The sequence below is a fragment of the Paenochrobactrum glaciei genome (assembly GCF_039522165.1).
In the GTDB taxonomy this organism is placed as follows: domain Bacteria; phylum Pseudomonadota; class Alphaproteobacteria; order Rhizobiales; family Rhizobiaceae; genus Paenochrobactrum; species Paenochrobactrum glaciei.
The window spans coordinates 54,524-73,836 of record NZ_BAAADE010000011.1 but is presented as its reverse complement, the minus strand read 5'-3'; the positions used below and the strand labels follow the sequence as shown (position 1 = coordinate 73,836).

General features: G+C 46.3%; 20 protein-coding genes. 18 read left to right on the top strand and 2 right to left on the bottom strand.

Going from position 1 to position 19,313, the window contains the following annotated elements; genetic code table 11:
• Positions 1–740 precede the first annotated feature (740 nt).
• The 17 genes from ABDZ76_RS16050 to ABDZ76_RS15970 all read left to right on the top strand — a co-directional run bounded on the left by ABDZ76_RS16050 (position 741) and on the right by ABDZ76_RS15970 (position 16,422).
• Complete coding sequence (locus ABDZ76_RS16050) at positions 741–1,043, top strand: hypothetical protein (protein ID WP_343807820.1); 303 nt, start codon at positions 741–743, stop codon at positions 1,041–1,043.
• The gene (locus ABDZ76_RS16045; RefSeq protein WP_343807817.1) at positions 1,033–1,803 is read left to right on the top strand and encodes an ABC transporter ATP-binding protein; all 771 of its coding nucleotides are present in this window, start codon (positions 1,033–1,035) and stop codon (positions 1,801–1,803) included. Before ABDZ76_RS16050 ends, ABDZ76_RS16045 begins: the two co-directional genes overlap by 11 nt.
• A gap of 18 nt (positions 1,804–1,821) precedes the next feature.
• On the top strand, positions 1,822–2,802 hold the full coding sequence (locus tag ABDZ76_RS16040) for an ABC transporter substrate-binding protein (protein WP_343807814.1): 981 nt from the start codon (positions 1,822–1,824) through the stop codon (positions 2,800–2,802).
• A gap of 6 nt (positions 2,803–2,808) precedes the next feature.
• On the top strand, positions 2,809–3,636 hold the full coding sequence (locus ABDZ76_RS16035; protein ID WP_343807811.1) for an ABC transporter permease: 828 nt from the start codon (positions 2,809–2,811) through the stop codon (positions 3,634–3,636).
• Between the two features lie 95 nt (positions 3,637–3,731).
• Positions 3,732–4,778, top strand: a complete 1,047-nt coding sequence (locus ABDZ76_RS16030; protein ID WP_343807808.1) for a Rieske 2Fe-2S domain-containing protein — start codon at positions 3,732–3,734, stop codon at positions 4,776–4,778.
• Positions 4,775–5,527, top strand: a complete 753-nt coding sequence (locus ABDZ76_RS16025) for an SDR family oxidoreductase (protein ID WP_343807805.1) — start codon at positions 4,775–4,777, stop codon at positions 5,525–5,527. The genes ABDZ76_RS16030 and ABDZ76_RS16025 overlap by 4 nt, the downstream gene beginning before the upstream one ends.
• Before the next feature lie 8 nt (positions 5,528–5,535).
• Entirely contained in the window at positions 5,536–6,348 is an 813-nt protein-coding gene (locus tag ABDZ76_RS16020; RefSeq protein WP_343807802.1) for an alpha/beta fold hydrolase, read from the top strand.
• Positions 6,341–7,165 carry an IclR family transcriptional regulator gene (locus tag ABDZ76_RS16015; protein WP_343807797.1) on the top strand — a complete coding sequence of 275 codons (825 nt, stop codon included), beginning with the start codon at positions 6,341–6,343 and terminating at the stop codon, positions 7,163–7,165. Before ABDZ76_RS16020 ends, ABDZ76_RS16015 begins: the two co-directional genes overlap by 8 nt.
• A complete protein-coding gene (locus ABDZ76_RS16010) occupies positions 7,158–8,090 on the top strand; it encodes a VOC family protein (RefSeq protein ID WP_343807794.1) in 933 nt (310 codons plus the stop codon). The genes ABDZ76_RS16015 and ABDZ76_RS16010 overlap by 8 nt, the downstream gene beginning before the upstream one ends.
• Complete coding sequence (locus ABDZ76_RS16005) at positions 8,083–8,871, top strand: SDR family oxidoreductase (RefSeq protein WP_343807791.1); 789 nt, start codon at positions 8,083–8,085, stop codon at positions 8,869–8,871. The genes ABDZ76_RS16010 and ABDZ76_RS16005 overlap by 8 nt, the downstream gene beginning before the upstream one ends.
• A gap of 16 nt (positions 8,872–8,887) precedes the next feature.
• A complete protein-coding gene (locus ABDZ76_RS16000) occupies positions 8,888–10,564 on the top strand; it encodes a thiamine pyrophosphate-binding protein (protein WP_343807788.1) in 1,677 nt (558 codons plus the stop codon).
• The gene (locus tag ABDZ76_RS15995) at positions 10,564–11,388 is read left to right on the top strand and encodes an aspartate dehydrogenase (RefSeq protein WP_343807785.1); all 825 of its coding nucleotides are present in this window, start codon (positions 10,564–10,566) and stop codon (positions 11,386–11,388) included. Before ABDZ76_RS16000 ends, ABDZ76_RS15995 begins: the two co-directional genes overlap by 1 nt.
• Positions 11,385–12,896 (top strand): aldehyde dehydrogenase, encoded by a 1,512-nt coding sequence (locus tag ABDZ76_RS15990; protein ID WP_343807782.1) that lies wholly within the window; start codon positions 11,385–11,387, stop codon positions 12,894–12,896. The genes ABDZ76_RS15995 and ABDZ76_RS15990 overlap by 4 nt, the downstream gene beginning before the upstream one ends.
• Positions 12,897–12,909: 13 nt before the next feature.
• Positions 12,910–14,160, top strand: a complete 1,251-nt coding sequence (locus ABDZ76_RS15985) for an FAD-dependent oxidoreductase (protein ID WP_343807778.1) — start codon at positions 12,910–12,912, stop codon at positions 14,158–14,160.
• A gap of 29 nt (positions 14,161–14,189) precedes the next feature.
• Entirely contained in the window at positions 14,190–14,657 is a 468-nt protein-coding gene (locus ABDZ76_RS15980; RefSeq protein WP_343807775.1) for a flavodoxin domain-containing protein, read from the top strand.
• Positions 14,657–15,259 (top strand): pentapeptide repeat-containing protein, encoded by a 603-nt coding sequence (locus ABDZ76_RS15975; protein ID WP_343807772.1) that lies wholly within the window; start codon positions 14,657–14,659, stop codon positions 15,257–15,259. Before ABDZ76_RS15980 ends, ABDZ76_RS15975 begins: the two co-directional genes overlap by 1 nt.
• Before the next feature lie 26 nt (positions 15,260–15,285).
• The gene (locus ABDZ76_RS15970; RefSeq protein ID WP_343807769.1) at positions 15,286–16,422 is read left to right on the top strand and encodes an FAD-dependent monooxygenase; all 1,137 of its coding nucleotides are present in this window, start codon (positions 15,286–15,288) and stop codon (positions 16,420–16,422) included.
• 88 nt (positions 16,423–16,510) lie between these two features.
• On the opposite strand, the gene ABDZ76_RS15965 is transcribed toward ABDZ76_RS15970, so the two are convergent.
• Complete coding sequence (locus ABDZ76_RS15965) at positions 16,511–17,287, bottom strand: IclR family transcriptional regulator (RefSeq protein WP_343807766.1); 777 nt, start codon at positions 17,285–17,287, stop codon at positions 16,511–16,513.
• A gap of 97 nt (positions 17,288–17,384) precedes the next feature.
• On the opposite strand from ABDZ76_RS15965, the gene ABDZ76_RS15960 reads away from it, so the two are divergent.
• Positions 17,385–18,329 carry a cupin domain-containing protein gene (locus ABDZ76_RS15960; protein ID WP_343807763.1) on the top strand — a complete coding sequence of 315 codons (945 nt, stop codon included), beginning with the start codon at positions 17,385–17,387 and terminating at the stop codon, positions 18,327–18,329.
• 110 nt (positions 18,330–18,439) lie between these two features.
• On the opposite strand, the gene ABDZ76_RS15955 is transcribed toward ABDZ76_RS15960, so the two are convergent.
• Entirely contained in the window at positions 18,440–19,264 is an 825-nt protein-coding gene (locus ABDZ76_RS15955) for an IclR family transcriptional regulator (protein ID WP_343807761.1), read from the bottom strand.
• Between the last annotated feature and the right edge of the window lie 49 nt (positions 19,265–19,313).

Here is a 19,313-nt window from a genome sequence, read left to right as displayed (position 1 = left end):
GATGCTCAAACAGCATCCGAACGGCACGCGTGCGAAATTCCGGAGAATAACGTTTCGATGTTTTCTTATGTTCCATAGGATCCACTCTATTGGGAGTTAGACCCTCCGGTAAACTCGGGGCGGTTCAATACCATTTGCCGTTGAACTCCATGTCTTGGTGACAAATGACATCTGGATGAAGCTGTCATTATGGTTCTGTTGCAAAGATTTTGAGTTTTGTGTTGAGAAAAATTTCGTCTAGTTATTTTAGCTCTGAAGCAGCGTCGATTTCAGGTGCATGATGGTCAGTTTCAAGGGTAGCCAATATCCCAAATCTGTTATTCTTTATGCTGTTTTGGCTCTTCGGTATCTATTATTTCAGCGACACTGGATGGCGTTGAAACCGCGCATATGGTCCGCAAAGGGCAGTTTGTAATGGGTGTTAAATCATCTCCAAGCAATTCGCCGCACTGGCTGGATAAGTGTGTGCAGAAATAAGTCGCGTCGCGCTTTATTGAAAACTTTGCAACAGAACTACATCCCATCGTGTCAGAATTACATGATCAACGGGGCTATTTCGTTGATCAAGGGCTGCATGCTGTTCGCAATACGAAACAGAGGTTCAATACTAAAATAGTCGGTAAAAAATCGTTTTTTGCTCCATTTTTAATAAATAGCAGAAACTAATTGACTTTGTTCCCAAGATATAAAATGATCAACTATGAATGAATTGTTCAATATAAATCATTTTGAGGGGAAAAATGGACAATTTTAATGATCAACTTGCCAAAGCCGTTGAGACTACAGGGCGTGCTGCATTAGCCAATCAATGTTTGGGCAGGCCTTTAAAGGACAACGAACGCGTATTCGCTGAGCAGTTAAGCCTGATATTTAATGAAGTGGGGCATGACTTTGCTTTGGTTGCCAAAGAGCTCAAAGCCCGCGGTGTTGTTATGCCAAAGCTTGGAGGAAGCGATTGGTCGGTAGCGGCACTTGAAGACGAGTTGAAAGCAATAAACACCGATTTGGATGCCGCATATATGGAATACGGCTATGGGGCTTGAGTATCGTAACGTTACCAAGCAGTTCCTGACCAATGACGGAACAGTTCTAACTGCTGTTAATCAAGTGTCTTTTCACATTGCGGAAGGTGAATTTGTTTCAGTCGTAGGGCCGTCCGGTTGTGGTAAAAGTACGATCCTTAGTATGACTGCTGGGCTCTATCAGCCAACGACTGGCGAAGTCTTATTAAATGGGGAGCTAGTTACAGCACCGAATTCTAAAGTCGGTTTCATGTTGCAGAAAGATCTGCTGCTACCGTGGCGAAACATTATAACCAACATCGAATTTGGTCTAGAAGCACGCGGTGTATCAAAGGCAGAACGTCGTGAGCGCGCACTAAGTGAACTCAAGCATTGTCATTTGGCGGGATTTGAAAATCATTATCCTTATCAATTGTCCGGTGGCATGAGACAGCGTGCAGCGCTTGCACGGACACTGGCAATTGATCCTGCAATTGTATTGCTAGACGAGCCTTTTTCAGCGCTTGATGCCCAGACTAAGATGCTTTTGCAAAACAGCTTTGCAAGCACGATTAAAGAGACTGCCAAGACTACGCTTTTAATCACTCACGATCTTTCTGAAGCAGTTCTCATGTCTGATCGAATATTAGTTTTGAGTGAGCGGCCTGGCACAGTCATTGCAGAAATCAAGGTGGACTTGCCGCACCGTGAGCGCCCGCTGGAGCGTCGAAAACTGGCGGAAGTCAATGATTATGCGGCAGAACTTTTCCAGCTTTTGAAACTTGAAGAAAAGGCGGCTTGAACCGTCATGGGGACAAAAATGAATAAAAGATTCAAAACATTTCTTCTTGCAGCGGCTTTGTCGGTCACGGCCAGTTTTTCGTTTGCAGCGGAGAAAGTCACATACTTATTTCCTGCGCCTGATTTCTTGCCTGCATTTGCTCCGTTTCATTTAGCTAAACACAAGGGTTACTTTGATGAAGCAGGGCTGGATGTAAAGTTTCAGTTAGGTAAAGGCGGCGCCGATGTTGCCAAGCAGGTTGCTGTCGGTAACGCCGATATGGGCGGCGGTATTGGTGATACTGCAATTATTGTACGGGCAAACGGACTGGATATTCGCGGCGTTGCCCTGCTGGGTGGCCGAGGCTTAACGCAAATCGCATGGCGTAAAGACTCTGGTATCAAAAATATCTCTGATATGAAGGGCAAAAATATCGGTGTCATCGATTTCCAGGACACCGCTTATTATAATCTGCTTGCAGTATTTGCCAGTGAGAACATGAGCCGAAGCGATGCCAATATCCAAGCTGTTGGCTCGGGTGGGCTTGTTCAGCTGATGATCTCTGGTGATCTAGTTGGGATGGTTGGCGTACCGGAATGGCTTGCATCTATTAAAGATGCCGGCGTCGAGCTTGAAACCATTTCTGTAGATTCTGTTTTCCCAGCGATGGCACAGGCTATCATTGCTTCTGGTAAAACAATTAATGAGCGTCCTGAAGTCGTTAAAGGCGTCGTAAATGCGGTTTTACGCGCTATCGATGATATTGAAAAAGATCCGGCTCAGGCAGCAAAAGATTATGTGGTCGCAGTGCCTCGTCATGCAGGCAGTGAAGATAAAATTGAAGCTATTATGCGCTCTTACGTAGAGTTGGTTTATCCAAAGGCTGAAAATCGCCCACGTGGTGCCTTTGATCCTGAACAGCTCAAAAAAGTGCAGGATTTTTATCTTGAGAACGAAATCGTTCGTACTGCTGTTCCTATTGAGGATACCTATACAAACCAGTTTGTTACGAGTGAGTGAGGTAGTATGAGCGATATGACCCTCAAGGCCAAAACTAATAAAAATACAGTGGCAAGACCAGCAGCGGATAAGTTGCTTGGTAATCCTCATATTATGACTTTTACTGTTTTGGTCATACTCATTTTGCTGTGGGAATATTTACCGCCAGCCTTGGGGGTTCCCGGTTATATCATTCCAACTTTTTCGCAGTGCATTGTTGAAATGTTCCGGATGTGGAGACAGGAAGAACTGCTGCTGCACCTTGTTTCGACTTTTGTATATACAGTCCTTGGCTTTGTAGTTGGCAGTGCTTTAGGTGCTTTTATCGGTTATTTACTGGGCATGTCGCGGTTTTGGGAAAAGGTTTTATCGCCTTATATTTTAGCCCTGCAAATTGCGCCTAAAGTTGCCTTCGCGCCACTGTTTATTATGTGGTTTGGCTATAATTCGATGCCAAAACTCTTAGTCACCGTCTTGGTCGTTTTCTTCCCTGTGCTCGTCAACGTCCTTCAGTCGATAAAAACGGTTGATCGGGATCTGATTAATTTGGCGCGTGCTTATAATCTGTCGCGCTGGCAAATTTTTATCAAGATTGAGATGCCTTCAACTCTGCCAAACTTGATGGCAGGACTGCGTATTGGTTCAACACTTGCAGTGATCGGTGTCACAGTTGGTGAGTTGGTTGGTGGAAATACCGGTCTAGGTTTCTTGATTTCATACGGCGGAGGTCAGGCAAATGCTGCAATGGTCTTTGTGTCGATCATCTTTCTCACAATCATCGGCATTATTGTTTATTCGACCCTGACATGGGTTGAAGAGCGTGTGCTCCACTATCTGCCGCGGGCGGAGCATTGATGAATTTGTAATGAAATTTTGAGCCTGCAGGGGGAGTGTTTCGTACATTTGAGATGCGCGAACATACTGATTTTTAATCCGTGGGAGGAGAAAAAATGACAACCTTAGATAAAAAAACACTTATCGAAGACCGGGTGAATAAGGGATTGCACGGCTATTGGTATCCTGTTGCCAAGTCGGTCGAAATTAAAGCCAACAAACCTTATGGTACTCAATTATTGGGTCAGAAAATTGTTTTGTGGCGTTCGCCAGACGGTTCGATCAAGTGCCTTGAGGATTTTTGTCCGCACCGTGGTGCGCCACTATCATACGGCGAAATCCATGATGGGGATATTGGTTGTCGTTATCATGGCGTTATCGTGGATGGTGAAGGTGTCGTCAAACGTGTGCCTGCTATGCCGGAATGCGCATTGGAAGGGCGTAAGGTTTTAACCTCTTATCAGACGACAGAAACGAATGATGCCGTTTTTGTTTATGTGCCAAGTGTTGAACAGCCAGAGGCACCAGAGCTTGTATTGCCGCAGGAATTTACAGGTGCTGAATGGACTGGTTTCCTTTGCACTTCCGTTTGGAATACGAACTATCGTTATGCCATCGATAATTTAGCTGACCCTATGCATGGTTGCTATCTGCATGCAGAAAGCTTCACGCTTGCTTATGGCGCAAAACAGGACTTGATGAAGCTGGATAAAACGGATGATGGCTTCAGAATTTCCCGTGTAGGGCAGGTCGGTGAAAACTTTGACTGGACAGAGTTTAGTATCCATCCCGGTACGTTATTTTGTTATCTGGATATTCCTTATCCGCAGGTGGCTGGTCCTGGTGGTAATATGCGCATTGTCGGCTTTGTCATGCCGATGGATGAGCGTCGCTGCAAAGTCTTTTTCTGGCGTATGCGTGCAGTTACAGGTTTGGCACGCGAAAGCTGGCGTTTTCTTTATCGTGCCAAGTTGGAAGCTCACCATTGGGCGGTTTTGGAGCAGGATCGTGTCATGCTGGAAGGCATGCCGGATGATGCGCGCCGACGGGAAATGCTTTACCAGCATGATTTAGGCGTCTCGCGTATCAGACAGGTTTTGACACGTGCTGCAAAGTCACAAATTGAGGCTGAATTAGCGGCAAGCATGGTGGCAGCAGAATGATGTTATCCGGTCGCACGATCATAATAACAGGTGCAGGGCGGGGCTTAGGTTACGAGCTTGCATTTGGCTGTGCAGCACAAGGCGCTAAAATAATTATTGCTGATATAGATCTTGATGCAGCAATAAACACCGTTTCTGCGCTGAAAGAGCAAGGCACTGAAGCTTATGCCTATCATGTGGATTTAGCAGATCCGCAATCAATTGCTGCTTTAGCTGAAAGTGTTAAAAATGATCATGCCGCCGTCCATGGTTTAATCAATAACGGAGCGATTGCCACTGGTATTGGCGGAATTGCTTTTGAAGATATTCCTTTGGACAGTTTTGACCTTGTGCAGCGCGTCAATGTGCGTGGCACTTGGTTGATGGTGTGTGCTTTTGCACCTTTGCTACGAGCATGTGGCTCTGGCCGGATCGTTAATGTTGCATCTGATACGGCTTTGTGGGGTGCGCCGAATTTGTTGTCCTATGTGGCTAGTAAGGGAGCGGTTATGGCAATGACGCGCTCCCTCGCAAGAGAGCTCGGCCCCGATAATGTCGGAGTAACGGTGGTAGCACCAGGTATTCTAACAACGAAGTCTACTGATTACGTGCCGGCTGCCCGCCATGAATTATATGGCAATGGCCGTGCAGTGCCAGGACCACAATCACCGCAAGATATTACCGGAACGGTCGCCTTCCTTGTCAGTGAAAGTGCTTTGACACTGACCGGTCAAACTTTGCCGGTCAATAATGGTTTTGTATTCAATTGAGGTATGTAATGGCGTTTGAAGAAGCCAAATCAGCGGGTGTGAATTATCTGGAGCGTAAGGGCTCCGGCACGGTCGTTGTCTGCCTGCACGGTATTGGCAGCAACGCTTCTTCATTTGAAGTATTACTCCCTTATTTACCCGATAATTGGAGGGTCATTGCTTGGAATGCACCAGGATATGCCGGTTCTGAACCGTTAGTTGAGGAATGGCCGCTCGCACTTAATTATGCGCAAGCATTAAAAGCTTTTCTTGATCGGCTTGGCGTTAAGAAATGTCACATTTTCGGGCATTCTTTAGGAACGCTGATGGCCTCATCATTCGCCAAATTATATCCTGATATGGTTGACAAGTTAATTCTTGCTTCATGTGCATTGGGGCATGGCGTTAAGGTTGGCAGTCAGCTTTCCGAACAAGCAAAAGCACGATTAGATGATCTGGATAATTTGGGAGCAGATGCTTTTGCGAAAGCTCGTGCGGGCAATTTAGTTTATCAACCTGAAAAAAATCCTCAGCTTGTCGAACGTGTTTATCAAACCATGCGTACGGTCAGCAATCCTGGATATTCGCAAGCTGTTCATATGCTGGCTTCAGGTCAACTCTTGAAAGACTGTGAACATCTCAATGTTCCGGTTTCGGTTATTGTCGGTGCGCAAGATCAAATAACGCCATTGGATAATAATGGCCAAGTCTGGTCGGTGGTTAAAAAACACAGCCGCCATGGCTTTGTGTCCGTACCAGATGCGGGACATGCGCTTTATCAGCAAGCACCGGAGGCGGTTGCCCAATTTATGATACGTGAATTGGAGCAGCGCAATGTCTGAACCAGAAAAACCGTCACCCCTTTATGTCGTTCCACCGGTACAGCGTGCATTTTTACTGTTACGCTATATTGCTTCAGGTAATCGCTGTGAGAAAATTGGAAAAGCGGTCACTGATACTGGTTTGAACCGCACAACTCTCATTCGACTGTTGCAGACACTCGTGGATGAGCGGGCTATCGAAAAACGTGCAGATGGTTATCATCTTGGTATCGGACTGATCAGTCTGGCAGGCGATGCACTTTTTGCTCATGATATAGTTGAATATGCGCGGCCTGTCTTAGAAAGACTTGCGCATGAGACGAAACTGTCAAGCCATTTGGGCGTTCTTGATGGTCAGGAAATAGTATATTTACTCAAGTCGAACCCTAATGTTCACTTAATCTCGAATGTCAGGGTGGGGCGCCGACTGCCCTCATACGCAACGACTATCGGGCGGATATTACTTGGAGCTTTGCCTGCGGATGAGGTTCGGGAACTTCTCCATGATCTGCCATTTAAGAAATACACACAAAAAACTGCTCCCGATATTGAAGAGCTCATCACGCAAATAACTGAGGACCACGCGATTGGTCTTGCATGGAGTTATTCCAATTTTGAACGTGGCCTTGGATCATGTGCTGCCGCAGTTTTTGACCGTAACGGTCAGGCTGTGGCCGGCATCAATGTGACAGGACATGAAAGCCATTTTGAACCTAACTCCCCGTCGAGAGAACGTATCGGGCAATTGGTTGCCGAAAGTGCGAAAACATTGTCGGCGATGATGGGACATCAGACAATGTCGGTCGGGGGGACAATGAGGAGGAACGCACGTGACTAGTCCGAACAAAGAGAAAATACGTGTTGGCGCATTGCGTGGTGTTATGATGCGTGCGCCCGGGATTACTGCAACTGTTGGCTTTTATGAGAACAACTGGGGTTTAAGTGTTTCTCATAAAGAAGACGGTACAGTGCTACTGCGTGGCACCAGTGAAGAACCGTTTCTATACGGTCTTCGCGATGACAGTGTCTATGGCGTTGATTATGTTCATTTTTCGATGCCGGACCGAGCGCAGATGGACGCGCTGCATCAGCAGATCATCGCTTGTGGTTATCAACCGCTCAGCGAGCCATATGAATTTGATGACTTTGCTGGTGGTTATGGATTTGAAGTACTCGATCCTGACAACCGCCGCTTGAGATTTCGTTGTGATGCCAAACTGCTGGATGTTGTACCAGGTCATGCGTTACCGGCTAAAGTCTCGCATGTTGTTTTGAACACGCCTAACATGGAAGCAACGCAAGATTGGTATACGGATGTTTTAGGCTTCCGTGTAAGCGATTACTCCGCCGATCAGATGGTTTTTTTGCGCTGCAACACTGATCATCACTCGATCGCACTTGTCCGTGCCCATTACCCAAGCATCAATCATGTAGCATTTGAAATGCCGACTATTAATGATTTTATGCGCGGGATCGGGCGCATGAAACAACAGGGACATGTGCCGACATGGGGCCCGGGACGTCATGGTCCAGGCGATAATCCTTTTGCCTACTTCGTGTCGCCATCAGGCTTTGTCATCGAATTTACTTCCGAGTTGCAGCAGATTGATGAAAGTGTCCATATCGCACAGGTCTGGCCGCGTGATGATCCGGAGAAAATGGATCGTTGGATGACTGCTGGCCCACCAACCGCTGCACAACGCGCTATTATGCAAGGTCGCCCAGATCCCGGTTTTCCAGATTTGAGGTCATCCGATGAGTAAAACCTATCAAGGTCTTGTTGCAGTTGTCACAGGCGGTTCATCGGGTATTGGTTTGGCTACGACGAGACGCTTGCTTGAAGAAGGCGCGCGCGTTGCAATTTGTGCGCGTACTGAGGAAACCTTGACTAAAGTCACAACTGATTTAAGTCAGGAATTTGGTGAACAAAATATCATGGCCAATGCTTTGTCTGTCTTAGATGAGGCAGCCATGAATGATTTTGCCAATAAGGTGCAAACGACTTTTGGTCGTTGTGATCTTCTGGTCAATAATGCTGGTCAAGGACTGGTTTCTACCTTTGCAAACACAACGGATGAAAAATGGCGCGCTGAGTTTGAGCTTAAAATGTTCAGCCAGATTTATCCGGTGCGCGCCTTTCAAAACATGCTGGCGGAAGCAAATGGTTCAATTGTGGCCGTTAATTCGCTTCTGGCTTACCAGCCTGAGCCACATATGGTTTGCACCTCGTCAGCGCGCGCAGGGGTACAAAACCTGCTTAAGTCGTTAAGCGTGGAATTAGCACCTGCCATTCGGGTCAATTCAATCTTGATTGGTCTGGTGGATTCAGCGCAGTGGCAACGACGTTTTGAAGCGCGTGAAGACCAGTCACAATCCCGTGCCGCTTGGTATGCAGCATTGGCGAGCCAAAAGAAAATACCACTTCAACGCCTTGGACTGCCGGAAGAAGCGGCAGAAGCAATCCTGTTTCTCGGGAGTCGCAAGGCTGGTTACATTACAGGTGCGCAGCTGGAAGTTTCTGGCGGTCTATCGCGTTATATTTAAATAAAAAGGGTTCGATATGGATATCGGCACGCTTGACCAAACACAAACCGTCGGTGACTTCATTGCAAAATATCTCGCAGATATCGGCGTTGAAGTTATGTTTGGTGTTATCTCTATTCATAATATGCCGATTTTAGATGCGGTAGCACGTCAAAATCGTATTCGTTTTGTGCCAGCACGTGGTGAAGCAGGTGCCATGAATATGGCTGATGCTTATGCGCGGGTAAGCGGTAAGCTTGGGGTCGTGATCACTTCAACGGGTACTGCTGCCGGTAATGCTGCCGGTGCGCAAGTTGAAGCGCTAACCGCAGGCTCACCAGTGCTGCATATTACAACACAAGTTGATACAGAATTTGCTGACCGCGATCGTGCAGCTATTCATGATGTTCCGCGCCAACCTGATATGCTGAAAGGTATTTCGAAAGCATATTTCCGCATGTGGGATGCCAATAGTGCGATTGGTGCTTTAACTGCTGCGGTGACTGCGGCCATTAGCGCGCCTATGGGGCCTGTGAGCCTGGAAATTGCTGTTGATGTGCAACGCAGCCCGATAAATACGAAAAGCAAAATATATGCTCCGCAGCCAGTGCGTGTTCAGCCAAACTTACAGACAGTAGCTGATATTGCAGAATTGGTAAAAACCGCAAAACGTCCATTATTATGGTTAGGCGGCGGTGCACGCGGAGCAGAAAAACAGGCGAGTGAATTAGCAAAACGCGGTTTCGGGATTGTGACCAGTACCAACGGTCGTGCGGTTGTATCAGAAGAAAACCCAGCTAATCTGGGGGCGTTCAATATGACCCCGGATAGCCAAAAGATCTATGACAGCTGTGATCTTATGATCGTGGTGGGTTCTCGTTTGCGTGGTAATGAAACACGCAATAATAAAATGCCGTTACCACAGCCGCTCATTCAAATTGATGCGGATGCTTCTCAAGGTGGGCGCAATTATCCGGTTGAGATTTTTGCGCATGGCGATGCTGCACTGACCTTGCAAGCGTTGTTAGACATTCTTCCAGAACAACTCAATACGGATGCCAACCTTGCTTTTGATATTGCGGCAGCGCGTGCCAAGGGAGAAGGGCATATGCGCGATGTACTGGGCGAATATCAAATGATTGCAGAAGCCTTGCAAAGCCGCGTTCATTCTGGCCGACATCCTTGGGTGCGTGATGTCACGATTTCGAACTCTACCTTTGGTAACCGCTATGTCAAAATTGCAGCGCCACATTTGGGTGTTCATGCTCTGGGTGGAGGCATTGGCCAAGGTGTATCTATGGGTATTGGCGCGGCCATTGCTTCTGGTGACACAAAAGCCGTTACATTATTGGGTGATGGCGGCACTATGCTTGGTTTGGCCGAGCTCATTACAGCTGTCGATGAGAATGCCAATCTTGTTTATGTTTTGATGAATGACCAAGCATATGGGGTCATTCAAAATATTCAGGACGCGCAATATGACTCAAGACGTCACTATTCAAAAGTAGCGGTACCGGATTTTGGTAAGCTTTGCGCGTCAATTGAAATGCCACATTTAAAAGTCAGCGATGCTGATGAATTTGGCGCAGTCCTTGATCAGGCACTGGCTATGGATGGCCCTGTTGTTCTGGAAGTGGACATGACTGCAATCGGTCCATTTGCACAAGCATTTGCAGGTCCTCCAGCAGGCGCTGCCGGTAACGGAGGAAAATAATGCGCGTCGGGTTGATTGGATATGGCAATATAGCACGGACATTATTGGGATTGTTGGCGTCGCATTTACCGAAGCCTTTATCGTCTCTCACGGTTTTGTCGCTGCCGGAATTTGCAGATCAAACGCGTCGCGATCTTGCATCAGATGGTGAAAATGTTGCGGATGAACTCGTTGTTTGTGACAGTTTTGATGCCTTTGTAAGCCAAGATTTGGATCTTGTCATTGAATGTGCCGGACATGTTGCTGTCTCTGATCATGTGCCTCTTCTTCTTGTAAGAGGCATTGATACGATTATTGTTTCCATTGGTGCGCTTGCCGATCAAAAGCTGGAAAAACGTTTGCGTGATGCAGCTGAAACCGGTGGCGGACAAATAATTCTACCAGCCGGGGCCATTGGCGGTATCGATTTGTTGGCGGCTCTTGGGGCTGCGGGGTTGCTTTCGGTCACCTATGTTGGCCGAAAGCCGCCGGTCGCATGGGTTGGAACGCCTGCTGAGGATTTATTTGATCTTGGGGCGATCACTGAAAAAACAACCTTCTTTAAAGGTAATGCCCGCGAGGCGGCACAGCAATATCCTAAGAATGCTAATGTTGCCGCAACCTTGGCACTTGCGGGATTAGGCTTTGAGAAAACGCAAGTAGAATTGATTGCTGACCCATCTGCATCCGGCAATATGCATGAATATCAAGTGGAGTCTTCAATCGCCAATTATCGCATCGCGATTGAGAATAAAGCATCGGCTGCTAATGCTAAAACCTCTGTTACGACGGTTTATAGCGTTCTTCGCACCATTTTAAATCGAGTACAGAGTGTTGTGATATGAACATAAGTGATAAAATTTCAGACATTAGTTTTTCTGATACCCGTCTTTTCATTGGTGGTGAATGGGAAGAGGGAACAGGCGCAGATATTACTTCGATTTTCCCGGCCGACGGCAGCATTAATTGTGTGCTGAAAGGTGCTTCCGTAGCTGATGGGGAACGCGCAATCAAACGTGCAAAAGCTGCACAATCTGACCCTGCATGGCGTAATTTACTACCGCATCAACGCGCACGTTATCTTTATGCTATCGCTGATGGTATTGAAAAAAATGCTGATCGTATTTCGAAAATTCAAACGCTTGATACCGGAAAAACACTGACAGAAACCAGAGCGCTTGCTCTTTCTGCTGCTGCAACATTCCGTTATTTCGGCGCGGTGCTGGAAACATCAGATGATGAATTGACTGCACAACGGGGCGAATATCTCACTTACTCATTGCATGAGCCGCTTGGCCTTGTTGCTGCAATCACGCCATGGAATTCACCTATTGCCTCTGATGCTCAGAAAGTTGCGCCGGCTTTGGCGGCAGGTAATGCTGTTTTATTGAAACCAGCCTCCTGGACACCGTTGGTTAGCCTTGAATTAGCACGTATTATCGAAGCTTCTGGGCTGCCAAAAGGGCTGTTTTCCGTTTTGCCGGGTGCCGGGCGTGAGATTGGTAATCTACTGGTTGAGCATCCTGATATTGCCAAAGTCAGCTTTACAGGCGGTACATCAACCGGTCGTGCATTGGCAGTCAAAGCGGCGCAAAAACTTATGCCGGTTTCTTTGGAACTAGGCGGAAAATCACCAACGATTGTTTTTGAAGATGCCGATATAGATTTGAGCATAGCGGGGCTTTTATTCGGGATATTCTCGTCTACCGGTCAAAGCTGTATCGCAGGTTCGCGACTTTTCGTTCAAAAATCGATTTATAAAGAATTTGTCGAAAAATTGGTAACTGCAACCAATAAACTCGTTGTTGGCCATCCGTTTGATCCAGCTACTCAAGTTTCAACTTTGGTTCACCCTGACCATCGTCAGAGTGTTGCGGATTATGTTGAAATGGCACGTGCTGATGGTGGTTTGATCTTATGCGGTGGTGAAGCACCAACTGGTGATATCTACGATAAGGGAGCTTTCTATCTTCCGACAATTATTGCTGGTGTAACCAATGATGCACGCATCTGCCGTGAAGAGGTTTTTGGGCCCGTTTTGGTCGTGATGCCATTTGAAGATGAAGCCGATGTTATCGCGATGGGCAATGATAATGAATATGGCCTTGCTTGTGGTTTATGGTCACCGGATTTTGCGAAATGCTGGCGGGTAGCAAGAGCCATTAATTCCGGCACCGTGTGGATCAATACTTATAAGCAATTTTCTATTTCGACACCATTTGGTGGTGAAAAAGACAGTGGAATGGGACGAGAAAAGGGTCGCAACGGCATAAAAGCCTATATGGCTCAAAAATCCATTTATCAAGATATCTCCGGCAAACTGCACCCATGGGCGAAAGTACACAATTCATAAGGGGTGATGAGACATGACACTGAGTGTTGCAATTGTTGGAGCCGGGCCTTCTGGCTGTTATCTGGCACAAGCTTTGGAAAAAGCCGTGCCTGATAGTCGGATTGATTTAATCGATCGTCTGGCTGCTCCTTATGGCCTGGTTCGCTATGGTGTGGCACCTGATCATCAAGGCACAAAAGGTGTCATTCGGCAGTTTGCTCGGTTGTTTCAGCGCGACAATGTTCGTTTCTTTGGCAATGTCACGTTGGGACAAGATATCAAGCTTGAGGCTTTACGCGACATATATGACGTCGTTGTTCTGGCAACAGGTTTGTCACAGGATAAATCTTTAGGGATTGAAGGCGAAGAACTATCTGGAGTCATGCGCGCCGGCGATCTGACACGGTGGTGGAATGACCATCCGTTCAGTCGAGAGCCGGAAGCTTTGTCAGGTTCGGATTTAGTGGTGCTGGGCAATGGAAATGTGGCGATTGATATCACCCGCCTGCTTGCGAAAACAGAAGATGAATTCGAAAGTTCCGACTTAGGATTACATCATAATGACGGCTTCGTTTCGTCAGACATTCGTAACATTCATATTGTGGGCAGATCGGATGCTGCTGCCGCAAAATTTGATCCGGCCATGATAAAGGAATTGGGGCGTCTTCAAGATGTAAAGATTATTGTTGAGGTGCCGTCAGAGGATGCAAACACTGATCGGTCGCAAAAATGCTTGGAAGCTTTGCGCTCTATTCAAAATGTTACGCGTGATAATGCATCCAAAACAATTCACTTTCATTTTGGGTGGACACCGCAACGCTTAACAGGTGTCGACGGCAGATTACATCAAGCGCATTTTTGCCGCACATCAGGCGAAGGAGAGTTACAATTAACTTGCCATCACTTGATTACGGCCATCGGGTTTGAGGACGATGCAAGTCTGCCACGTGCTCAATTACTTGATGCTGCACAGGATATTGATGCAGGGCATATAAACGGTAATCTTTATGCATGTGGTTGGTTTCGTCGCGGACCAACTGGAACAATTCCGGAAAACCGTGCTGATGCCATCACTGTGGCAGGGCGTATTGCAAACGACTTAGCTGCAGGTCGCCTTGTGGCAGGACGGAAGGGCAATGAGCAACTGAAAATGATGTTTCCGGATGCAGTAGGCTTTGAAGGTTGGCAAAAAATTGATGCAGCAGAAATAGCTGGCGCCTCTTCTGGACGTTGTCGACAAAAAATAAAAGATCATAGCCAAATGGTCAGCATTTCAAAAACTTAAACCAGATATCATGCTTAGGGTGAGGGCGTATGATGATGATTTCAATTCTATATGGAACAGAAACCGGCAATACAGAAATGTTGGCTGAAGATGTTGCTGGTGAACTGAGCGCAGAGCATGAGGTCACCGTATGTAATCTCGATAGTTTTGCGCCACATGAATTTTCGTCAAGCCAACTTTATCTCATCATTTGTTCCACTTATGGCGACGGCGAATTACCTGCTTCAGCACAAGGTTTCGCAAAAATTTTGACAGAGGAACAAACGGATTTATCCGCTGTCTCTTTCGCTGTTTTTGGCCTTGGAGATAGTGAATATACCGATACATATAATTTTGGCAGTAAACATATTGCTGAGATCATGACAGTCCGTGGCGCAAAACAGATTGGCTTGCGTGTTGTTCATGATGCGTCGGGGCCGGATTTGCCCGAAGATATTGCCCTGCCTTGGGCACAAGAAGCTGTCGCTCTATATCAAAGCCAGATGGAGGATGCTTAATGACCAGTGCTGCATCCATATATCAACGTTTGGCACAGCCATGGAAACATGGTGCTTATGAAGACATGCGCAATATTGTATGTGATGATGCGCTGGATTTATCAGATAAGAAATTATGCGGCGTGGACTTTAGAGGCGCATATTTTAAAGCCCCTGTTATTTTTTCGAGAGCGCAATTTCAAGGTGTATCGTGGTTTGAAGGTGCGGTGTTTGAAGGTGATGTCTACCTCGATCATGCGCAATTTGATAATGATGCACGTTTTGAACATTGCCACTTCAAAAAAAACGTCCACGCAAATTCGGCTGAGTTTAGAGGCGTTGCCAGTTTCAACCATGCCCTTTTCGATGGCACATGTGATTTGAGCCATGTGGTTAGTTACGGGAATTTTGCATTAGAAAATACGCGGTTCAGTCAAAAGGTATCTTTTGATGCTGCTGAATTTATGGGCGGTTTATGGTGTGATCATTGCGATTTGACCAATCCGGCAAGCTTTTCTGAATCGCAGGTACATGGGCGTTTATGGTTGCGTGACGCACGCCATACCAACCAACCATTAGGAGCTGAGGCCTTTAACCTCGCTTTTGGCTATATCTATATGTGACTTATAATTTTTATCGGGAGTGAGAAATGGAACAGCTGCGGATAGGTATTTGTGGCGGCGGCGTTGGTGGTTTATGTGCTGCTTTGAGTTTGCAGCAAGCAGGACACAACGTCACAATATATGAACGTACATCGCAATATGGGCGGATTGGTGCCGATGTTAATCTGACACCAAATGCGGTTCATGCTTTGGATAGTCTGGGAATTGGTGATGTACTTCGCGAGACAGCTGCTCGCCCGACTTATCGGATTAGCCGCACTTGGGATAGTGGTGAGGAAACATCAAGACTGCCGATGAGTACCGCTGCACAAGAGCGCTATGGAGCACCGCAATTAACATTGCATCGATCCGACATTCTTGCAGCCCTTGAAGAAGCATTGCAAAAAGACACGATCCAGTTTGGCAAGAAAATTACTGGTGTTACGCAAGGTGATAATTGTGCCAGCCTAGTCTTTGATGACGGCACAAGTGAAACATTTGACGTTGTAATTGGTGCCGATGGTATCCATTCCGTTATACGTACAGCACTTTTTGGTCCAGATGATCCAAAATTTACCGGCCTTGTTTCGTATCGTGCTGCCTTTAAAAGGGAGAGAGCAGGTGATCTGCCGAATTTGGATGCCTTTACCAAATGGTGGGGCCCGACTGCGGAATATCAAATTGTAACATTCCCATTAACACGGGGCGAAGAGATCTTTGTTTTTGCAACTGTGCCACAGAACGATTGGCTTGAAGAAGGCTGGACATTACCTGGCGATATTAATGAATTGCGTGCTGCATATAAAGATTTCCATCCGGAAGCGCGAGCTCTGCTTGATGCATGTGAAGAAGTAACGCGATCAGCGCTGCATGTTCGTGATCCTATGGCGCAATGGTCAAAGGGAAATGTCACTATATTGGGTGATGCGGCGCATCCGATGGTGCCATTTATGGCTCAAGGCGCATGTATGGCAATTGAAGATGGCGTGGTGTTGGGAAATGCGCTTAAAGGTCAGGCACTTATAGATGTTCCGGCTGCTTTGCTACGATTTGAAGAAGCCCGTAAGGAGCGCACCGCTCATATCCAGCGTAGTTCTTTGGCTAATGAGTGGCTAAAAGGCAAAGGAAATGCAGATTGGGTTTATGGTTATAAAGCAACCGACGCTTTGAACGTTGCTGCATAAATTTATCTGAATTAGGGTGGATTAAGACAAATGAAATTCAGAGCGATATTTTAGTATCGCTCTGATTATTTTTTTGGAAATTTCAGACCTATTGGCCCTGCCATCCTAAGAGAGCTGATATTCTTTTGGCTGTTTGTTGAATTTCAATCGATACAGAATTGGTAAGAGCTTCAATATTATCAGTATCGGCTTGTATGCTGAGATTAATGGCTGCCACAACAGTACCGGTCATATCATATAACGGGGCAGCAATACTGGCGATGCCAGCCTGAAAATCACCAATATGCGTGATTGTTTTTTTCCCTTTATCGCTCTTCCACTGTGAAATAATAGGCTCCAATCGATGCTGAATGCCGGTGGAATGCATATCAGTTCGGTATAATTTTAAAATATCTTCTTCATTGAGACTTGCTAATAACATTCGTCCCATTGTTGTACTGCGGGCAGGCAGCCTGCTGCCGATATGGACAATGCTTGTATTTGCATGAAAAGAGGGAATTCGTAAAACGTAAAGAACGCTCGTTCCATCTAATATGCCCATATGTGCAGACCAGCCTGTTTTATCTCTGAGGCCTTCAAGTACAGGCATTGCAACATCAACAAGTTCGCGCGTTGCTAAATACCCATAACTTAGACGCAAGACTGCGGGCCCCAATGTATAAGTATGGTTCCGCTCGTCGTGTAATAAGCAGCCGTCATGGGCAAGCGTATAAACAGTTCGAAACACAGCCGAGCGACTTGTGCCTAATATCTCCGCCAACTCTGTCAAAGATAGGTTAGGTTTTTCCGGGGTGAACGCTCGCAAAACTTGCAAGCCGCGCATCAAGCCTGGAACGATATACCGATCTTCTTGCGATTTTTCCATGAAAATGTTTTGCCTGTAAAACACTGTCTTATATAGAAAACAGAAGTTACATAAAGTCAGTTCCTATTCAAGCAATAATAATCTGGAGGAACAGACTATGGATAACCAACCAACTAAACTTGCACTAGCAGACCGTATGCAGGCTCATGTGGGACGCTTTACTGATAAGGTTTTTGATTGGAAAGCCTTTCCAAGCAATGTGGGTTATGAAGATTTAGCACGCGCACAGATGCGCTATATTGGTGCAGGCGGCTCCCCCAAAGCCGGAGACACAAGCACTCTAAAACCAGATAATTTTACTGTAAGTCTTATCTATAAAGAACCAGGTAAATACGCAGCTTGCCACTCACACGAGATTGAAGAAAGCTTCCTGATCATTGATGGCGCTTTGATTGTAGGCTGGGAGCGTGATGGCGAAGTTGTTGAGGTTAATCTTGGGCCTAAAGACATGATCTTAAACGCGCGGGATATTGGTCATGGTTTCCGTGTTGATGGGGTTGAGCCTGTTATGATGTCGATTTCTGTCGATGTTGGCAAACCATTGCCACCTGTTTATCTCTATCACCCAAAAGATACAGCACCTGAATTAGCACGTAGTTTCGGTGCTGAGCCAGGTAAAACCATGCATTTTGATCGCAATGGCACACACCCGCTTCAAAAACAAATGGCACAATATGTTGTCCGACATTCTGAGCTGCCAACGATATGGGAAGATGCGGGCTTTACGCGCAAGGTTTATGTCGGCAAGGGTGGTATTGAACATGATACTTGCCGTAAGGAAATGTTGGGCATTCCTTCACGTGTTGGCGTCAAGCCTTTCACACGTGATGTTGAAGATGCGTTTCTGGTTCTGGAAGGTTCGCTTATCGTTGGCTGGGAAGAAAATGGTGAGAAGTTTGAAACTGAACTCGGGCCGCGCGATCTTCTGAAAACACCGGCTGGCCAGCCACATTGGTTCCGCAATAACGGTGCTTCTCACGCAACGGTTTGGTATATTGTTGGAAATGCTGAAGCTGAAACCGTTAAATACGAAAAAGCATAAATAACTTGGTTTTTCCTATGTCAGTCCCGCTTTATGAGCGGGGCTGATATGAGAACTGAATATGACATAATTTGAGGATTATGTCTGCTCGCGATTGAAGATCAGAAAGATTAAGTGGTTTTTGCGTAACCTAGTTCGGCGGAAATAAGATCAGCAGCTTTACGCATTTGTAATTCTATGTTTTTCAAAGCGTCTTCGTCTATTTTAAAATAAGCATCAGGGCCTGTCACATTTATAGCCGCAATGACCGTGCCTGTATGATCATAGACAGCGCATGCACATGACCCAATCCCAGCTTCAAAAGTGCTGATGTTCCAAACAATTCCATCGTTTAGTTCTATTGCCAGCTGCCCGATTAATTCTTCAAGCGTGCTTGGTGTTTGGGATGTAAAAGTTTCCATATCAATATCACGATATAAATGACGTAATTCATCACCGGTCAGATGAGAGAGTAGCACACGTCCCATGGTTGTAGCGTGGGCAGGTAAACGGCTTCCTTCACGAACATTGCTGACAAGATGTGTATTAGGCGTTTCTCTAATCATATAAACAACGTCGCGCTCATCCAGAATGCCTAAATGTGCAGAAAGGTTGAGCTGCTTGGAGAGCTCCGCAAGCACAGGCTTGGCTATACGCACAACATCACGATTACTGATAGCGCCAGCTGCAAGTACAATAAGTCCTGCCCCCAGTTGATATCCGGCACCAGGTGCAATTTCTTCAATTAACCGTTCACGCATAAGAGTATGAATAATTCTGATGAGTGTTGTCCGGTTAATAGATAATTTTTTGGCAGTAGAGCTCAAATTGCGACAAGGATTACCAGCCGCGATGTAGCGGAGAACTGTTATAGCACGCAAGACAGGTGGAACGAGATATAAATCACTATCTTGTTCTTCTGCCGTTGTTGCAGACTGAGCGGAGCTATCTGTCATTTTTATATATTGCCTAATGTTCATATGTGACCATTAAGGCCTATCGCAT

What these genes read in the sequence shown, in the direction of transcription:
- ABDZ76_RS16040 (WP_343807814.1), top strand. Translation starts at nt 1,822, where the DNA reads ATGAATAAAAGATTCAAAACATTTCTTCTTGCAGCGGCTTTGTCGGTC.
- ABDZ76_RS15985 (WP_343807778.1), top strand. Translation starts at nt 12,910, where the DNA reads ATGACACTGAGTGTTGCAATTGTTGGAGCCGGGCCTTCTGGCTGTTAT.
- ABDZ76_RS15960 (WP_343807763.1), top strand. Translation starts at nt 17,385, where the DNA reads ATGGATAACCAACCAACTAAACTTGCACTAGCAGACCGTATGCAGGCT.
- ABDZ76_RS16020 (WP_343807802.1), top strand. Translation starts at nt 5,536, where the DNA reads ATGGCGTTTGAAGAAGCCAAATCAGCGGGTGTGAATTATCTGGAGCGT.
- ABDZ76_RS15955 (WP_343807761.1), bottom strand. Translation starts at nt 19,264, where the DNA reads ATGACAGATAGCTCCGCTCAGTCTGCAACAACGGCAGAAGAACAAGAT.
- ABDZ76_RS15980 (WP_343807775.1), top strand. Translation starts at nt 14,190, where the DNA reads ATGATGATGATTTCAATTCTATATGGAACAGAAACCGGCAATACAGAA.
- ABDZ76_RS15965 (WP_343807766.1), bottom strand. Translation starts at nt 17,287, where the DNA reads ATGGAAAAATCGCAAGAAGATCGGTATATCGTTCCAGGCTTGATGCGC.
- ABDZ76_RS15975 (WP_343807772.1), top strand. Translation starts at nt 14,657, where the DNA reads ATGACCAGTGCTGCATCCATATATCAACGTTTGGCACAGCCATGGAAA.
- ABDZ76_RS16015 (WP_343807797.1), top strand. Translation starts at nt 6,341, where the DNA reads ATGTCTGAACCAGAAAAACCGTCACCCCTTTATGTCGTTCCACCGGTA.
- ABDZ76_RS15995 (WP_343807785.1), top strand. Translation starts at nt 10,564, where the DNA reads ATGCGCGTCGGGTTGATTGGATATGGCAATATAGCACGGACATTATTG.
- ABDZ76_RS16025 (WP_343807805.1), top strand. Translation starts at nt 4,775, where the DNA reads ATGATGTTATCCGGTCGCACGATCATAATAACAGGTGCAGGGCGGGGC.
- ABDZ76_RS15970 (WP_343807769.1), top strand. Translation starts at nt 15,286, where the DNA reads ATGGAACAGCTGCGGATAGGTATTTGTGGCGGCGGCGTTGGTGGTTTA.
- ABDZ76_RS16000 (WP_343807788.1), top strand. Translation starts at nt 8,888, where the DNA reads ATGGATATCGGCACGCTTGACCAAACACAAACCGTCGGTGACTTCATT.
- ABDZ76_RS16005 (WP_343807791.1), top strand. Translation starts at nt 8,083, where the DNA reads ATGAGTAAAACCTATCAAGGTCTTGTTGCAGTTGTCACAGGCGGTTCA.
- ABDZ76_RS15990 (WP_343807782.1), top strand. Translation starts at nt 11,385, where the DNA reads ATGAACATAAGTGATAAAATTTCAGACATTAGTTTTTCTGATACCCGT.
- ABDZ76_RS16045 (WP_343807817.1), top strand. Translation starts at nt 1,033, where the DNA reads ATGGGGCTTGAGTATCGTAACGTTACCAAGCAGTTCCTGACCAATGAC.
- ABDZ76_RS16035 (WP_343807811.1), top strand. Translation starts at nt 2,809, where the DNA reads ATGAGCGATATGACCCTCAAGGCCAAAACTAATAAAAATACAGTGGCA.
- ABDZ76_RS16030 (WP_343807808.1), top strand. Translation starts at nt 3,732, where the DNA reads ATGACAACCTTAGATAAAAAAACACTTATCGAAGACCGGGTGAATAAG.
- ABDZ76_RS16050 (WP_343807820.1), top strand. Translation starts at nt 741, where the DNA reads ATGGACAATTTTAATGATCAACTTGCCAAAGCCGTTGAGACTACAGGG.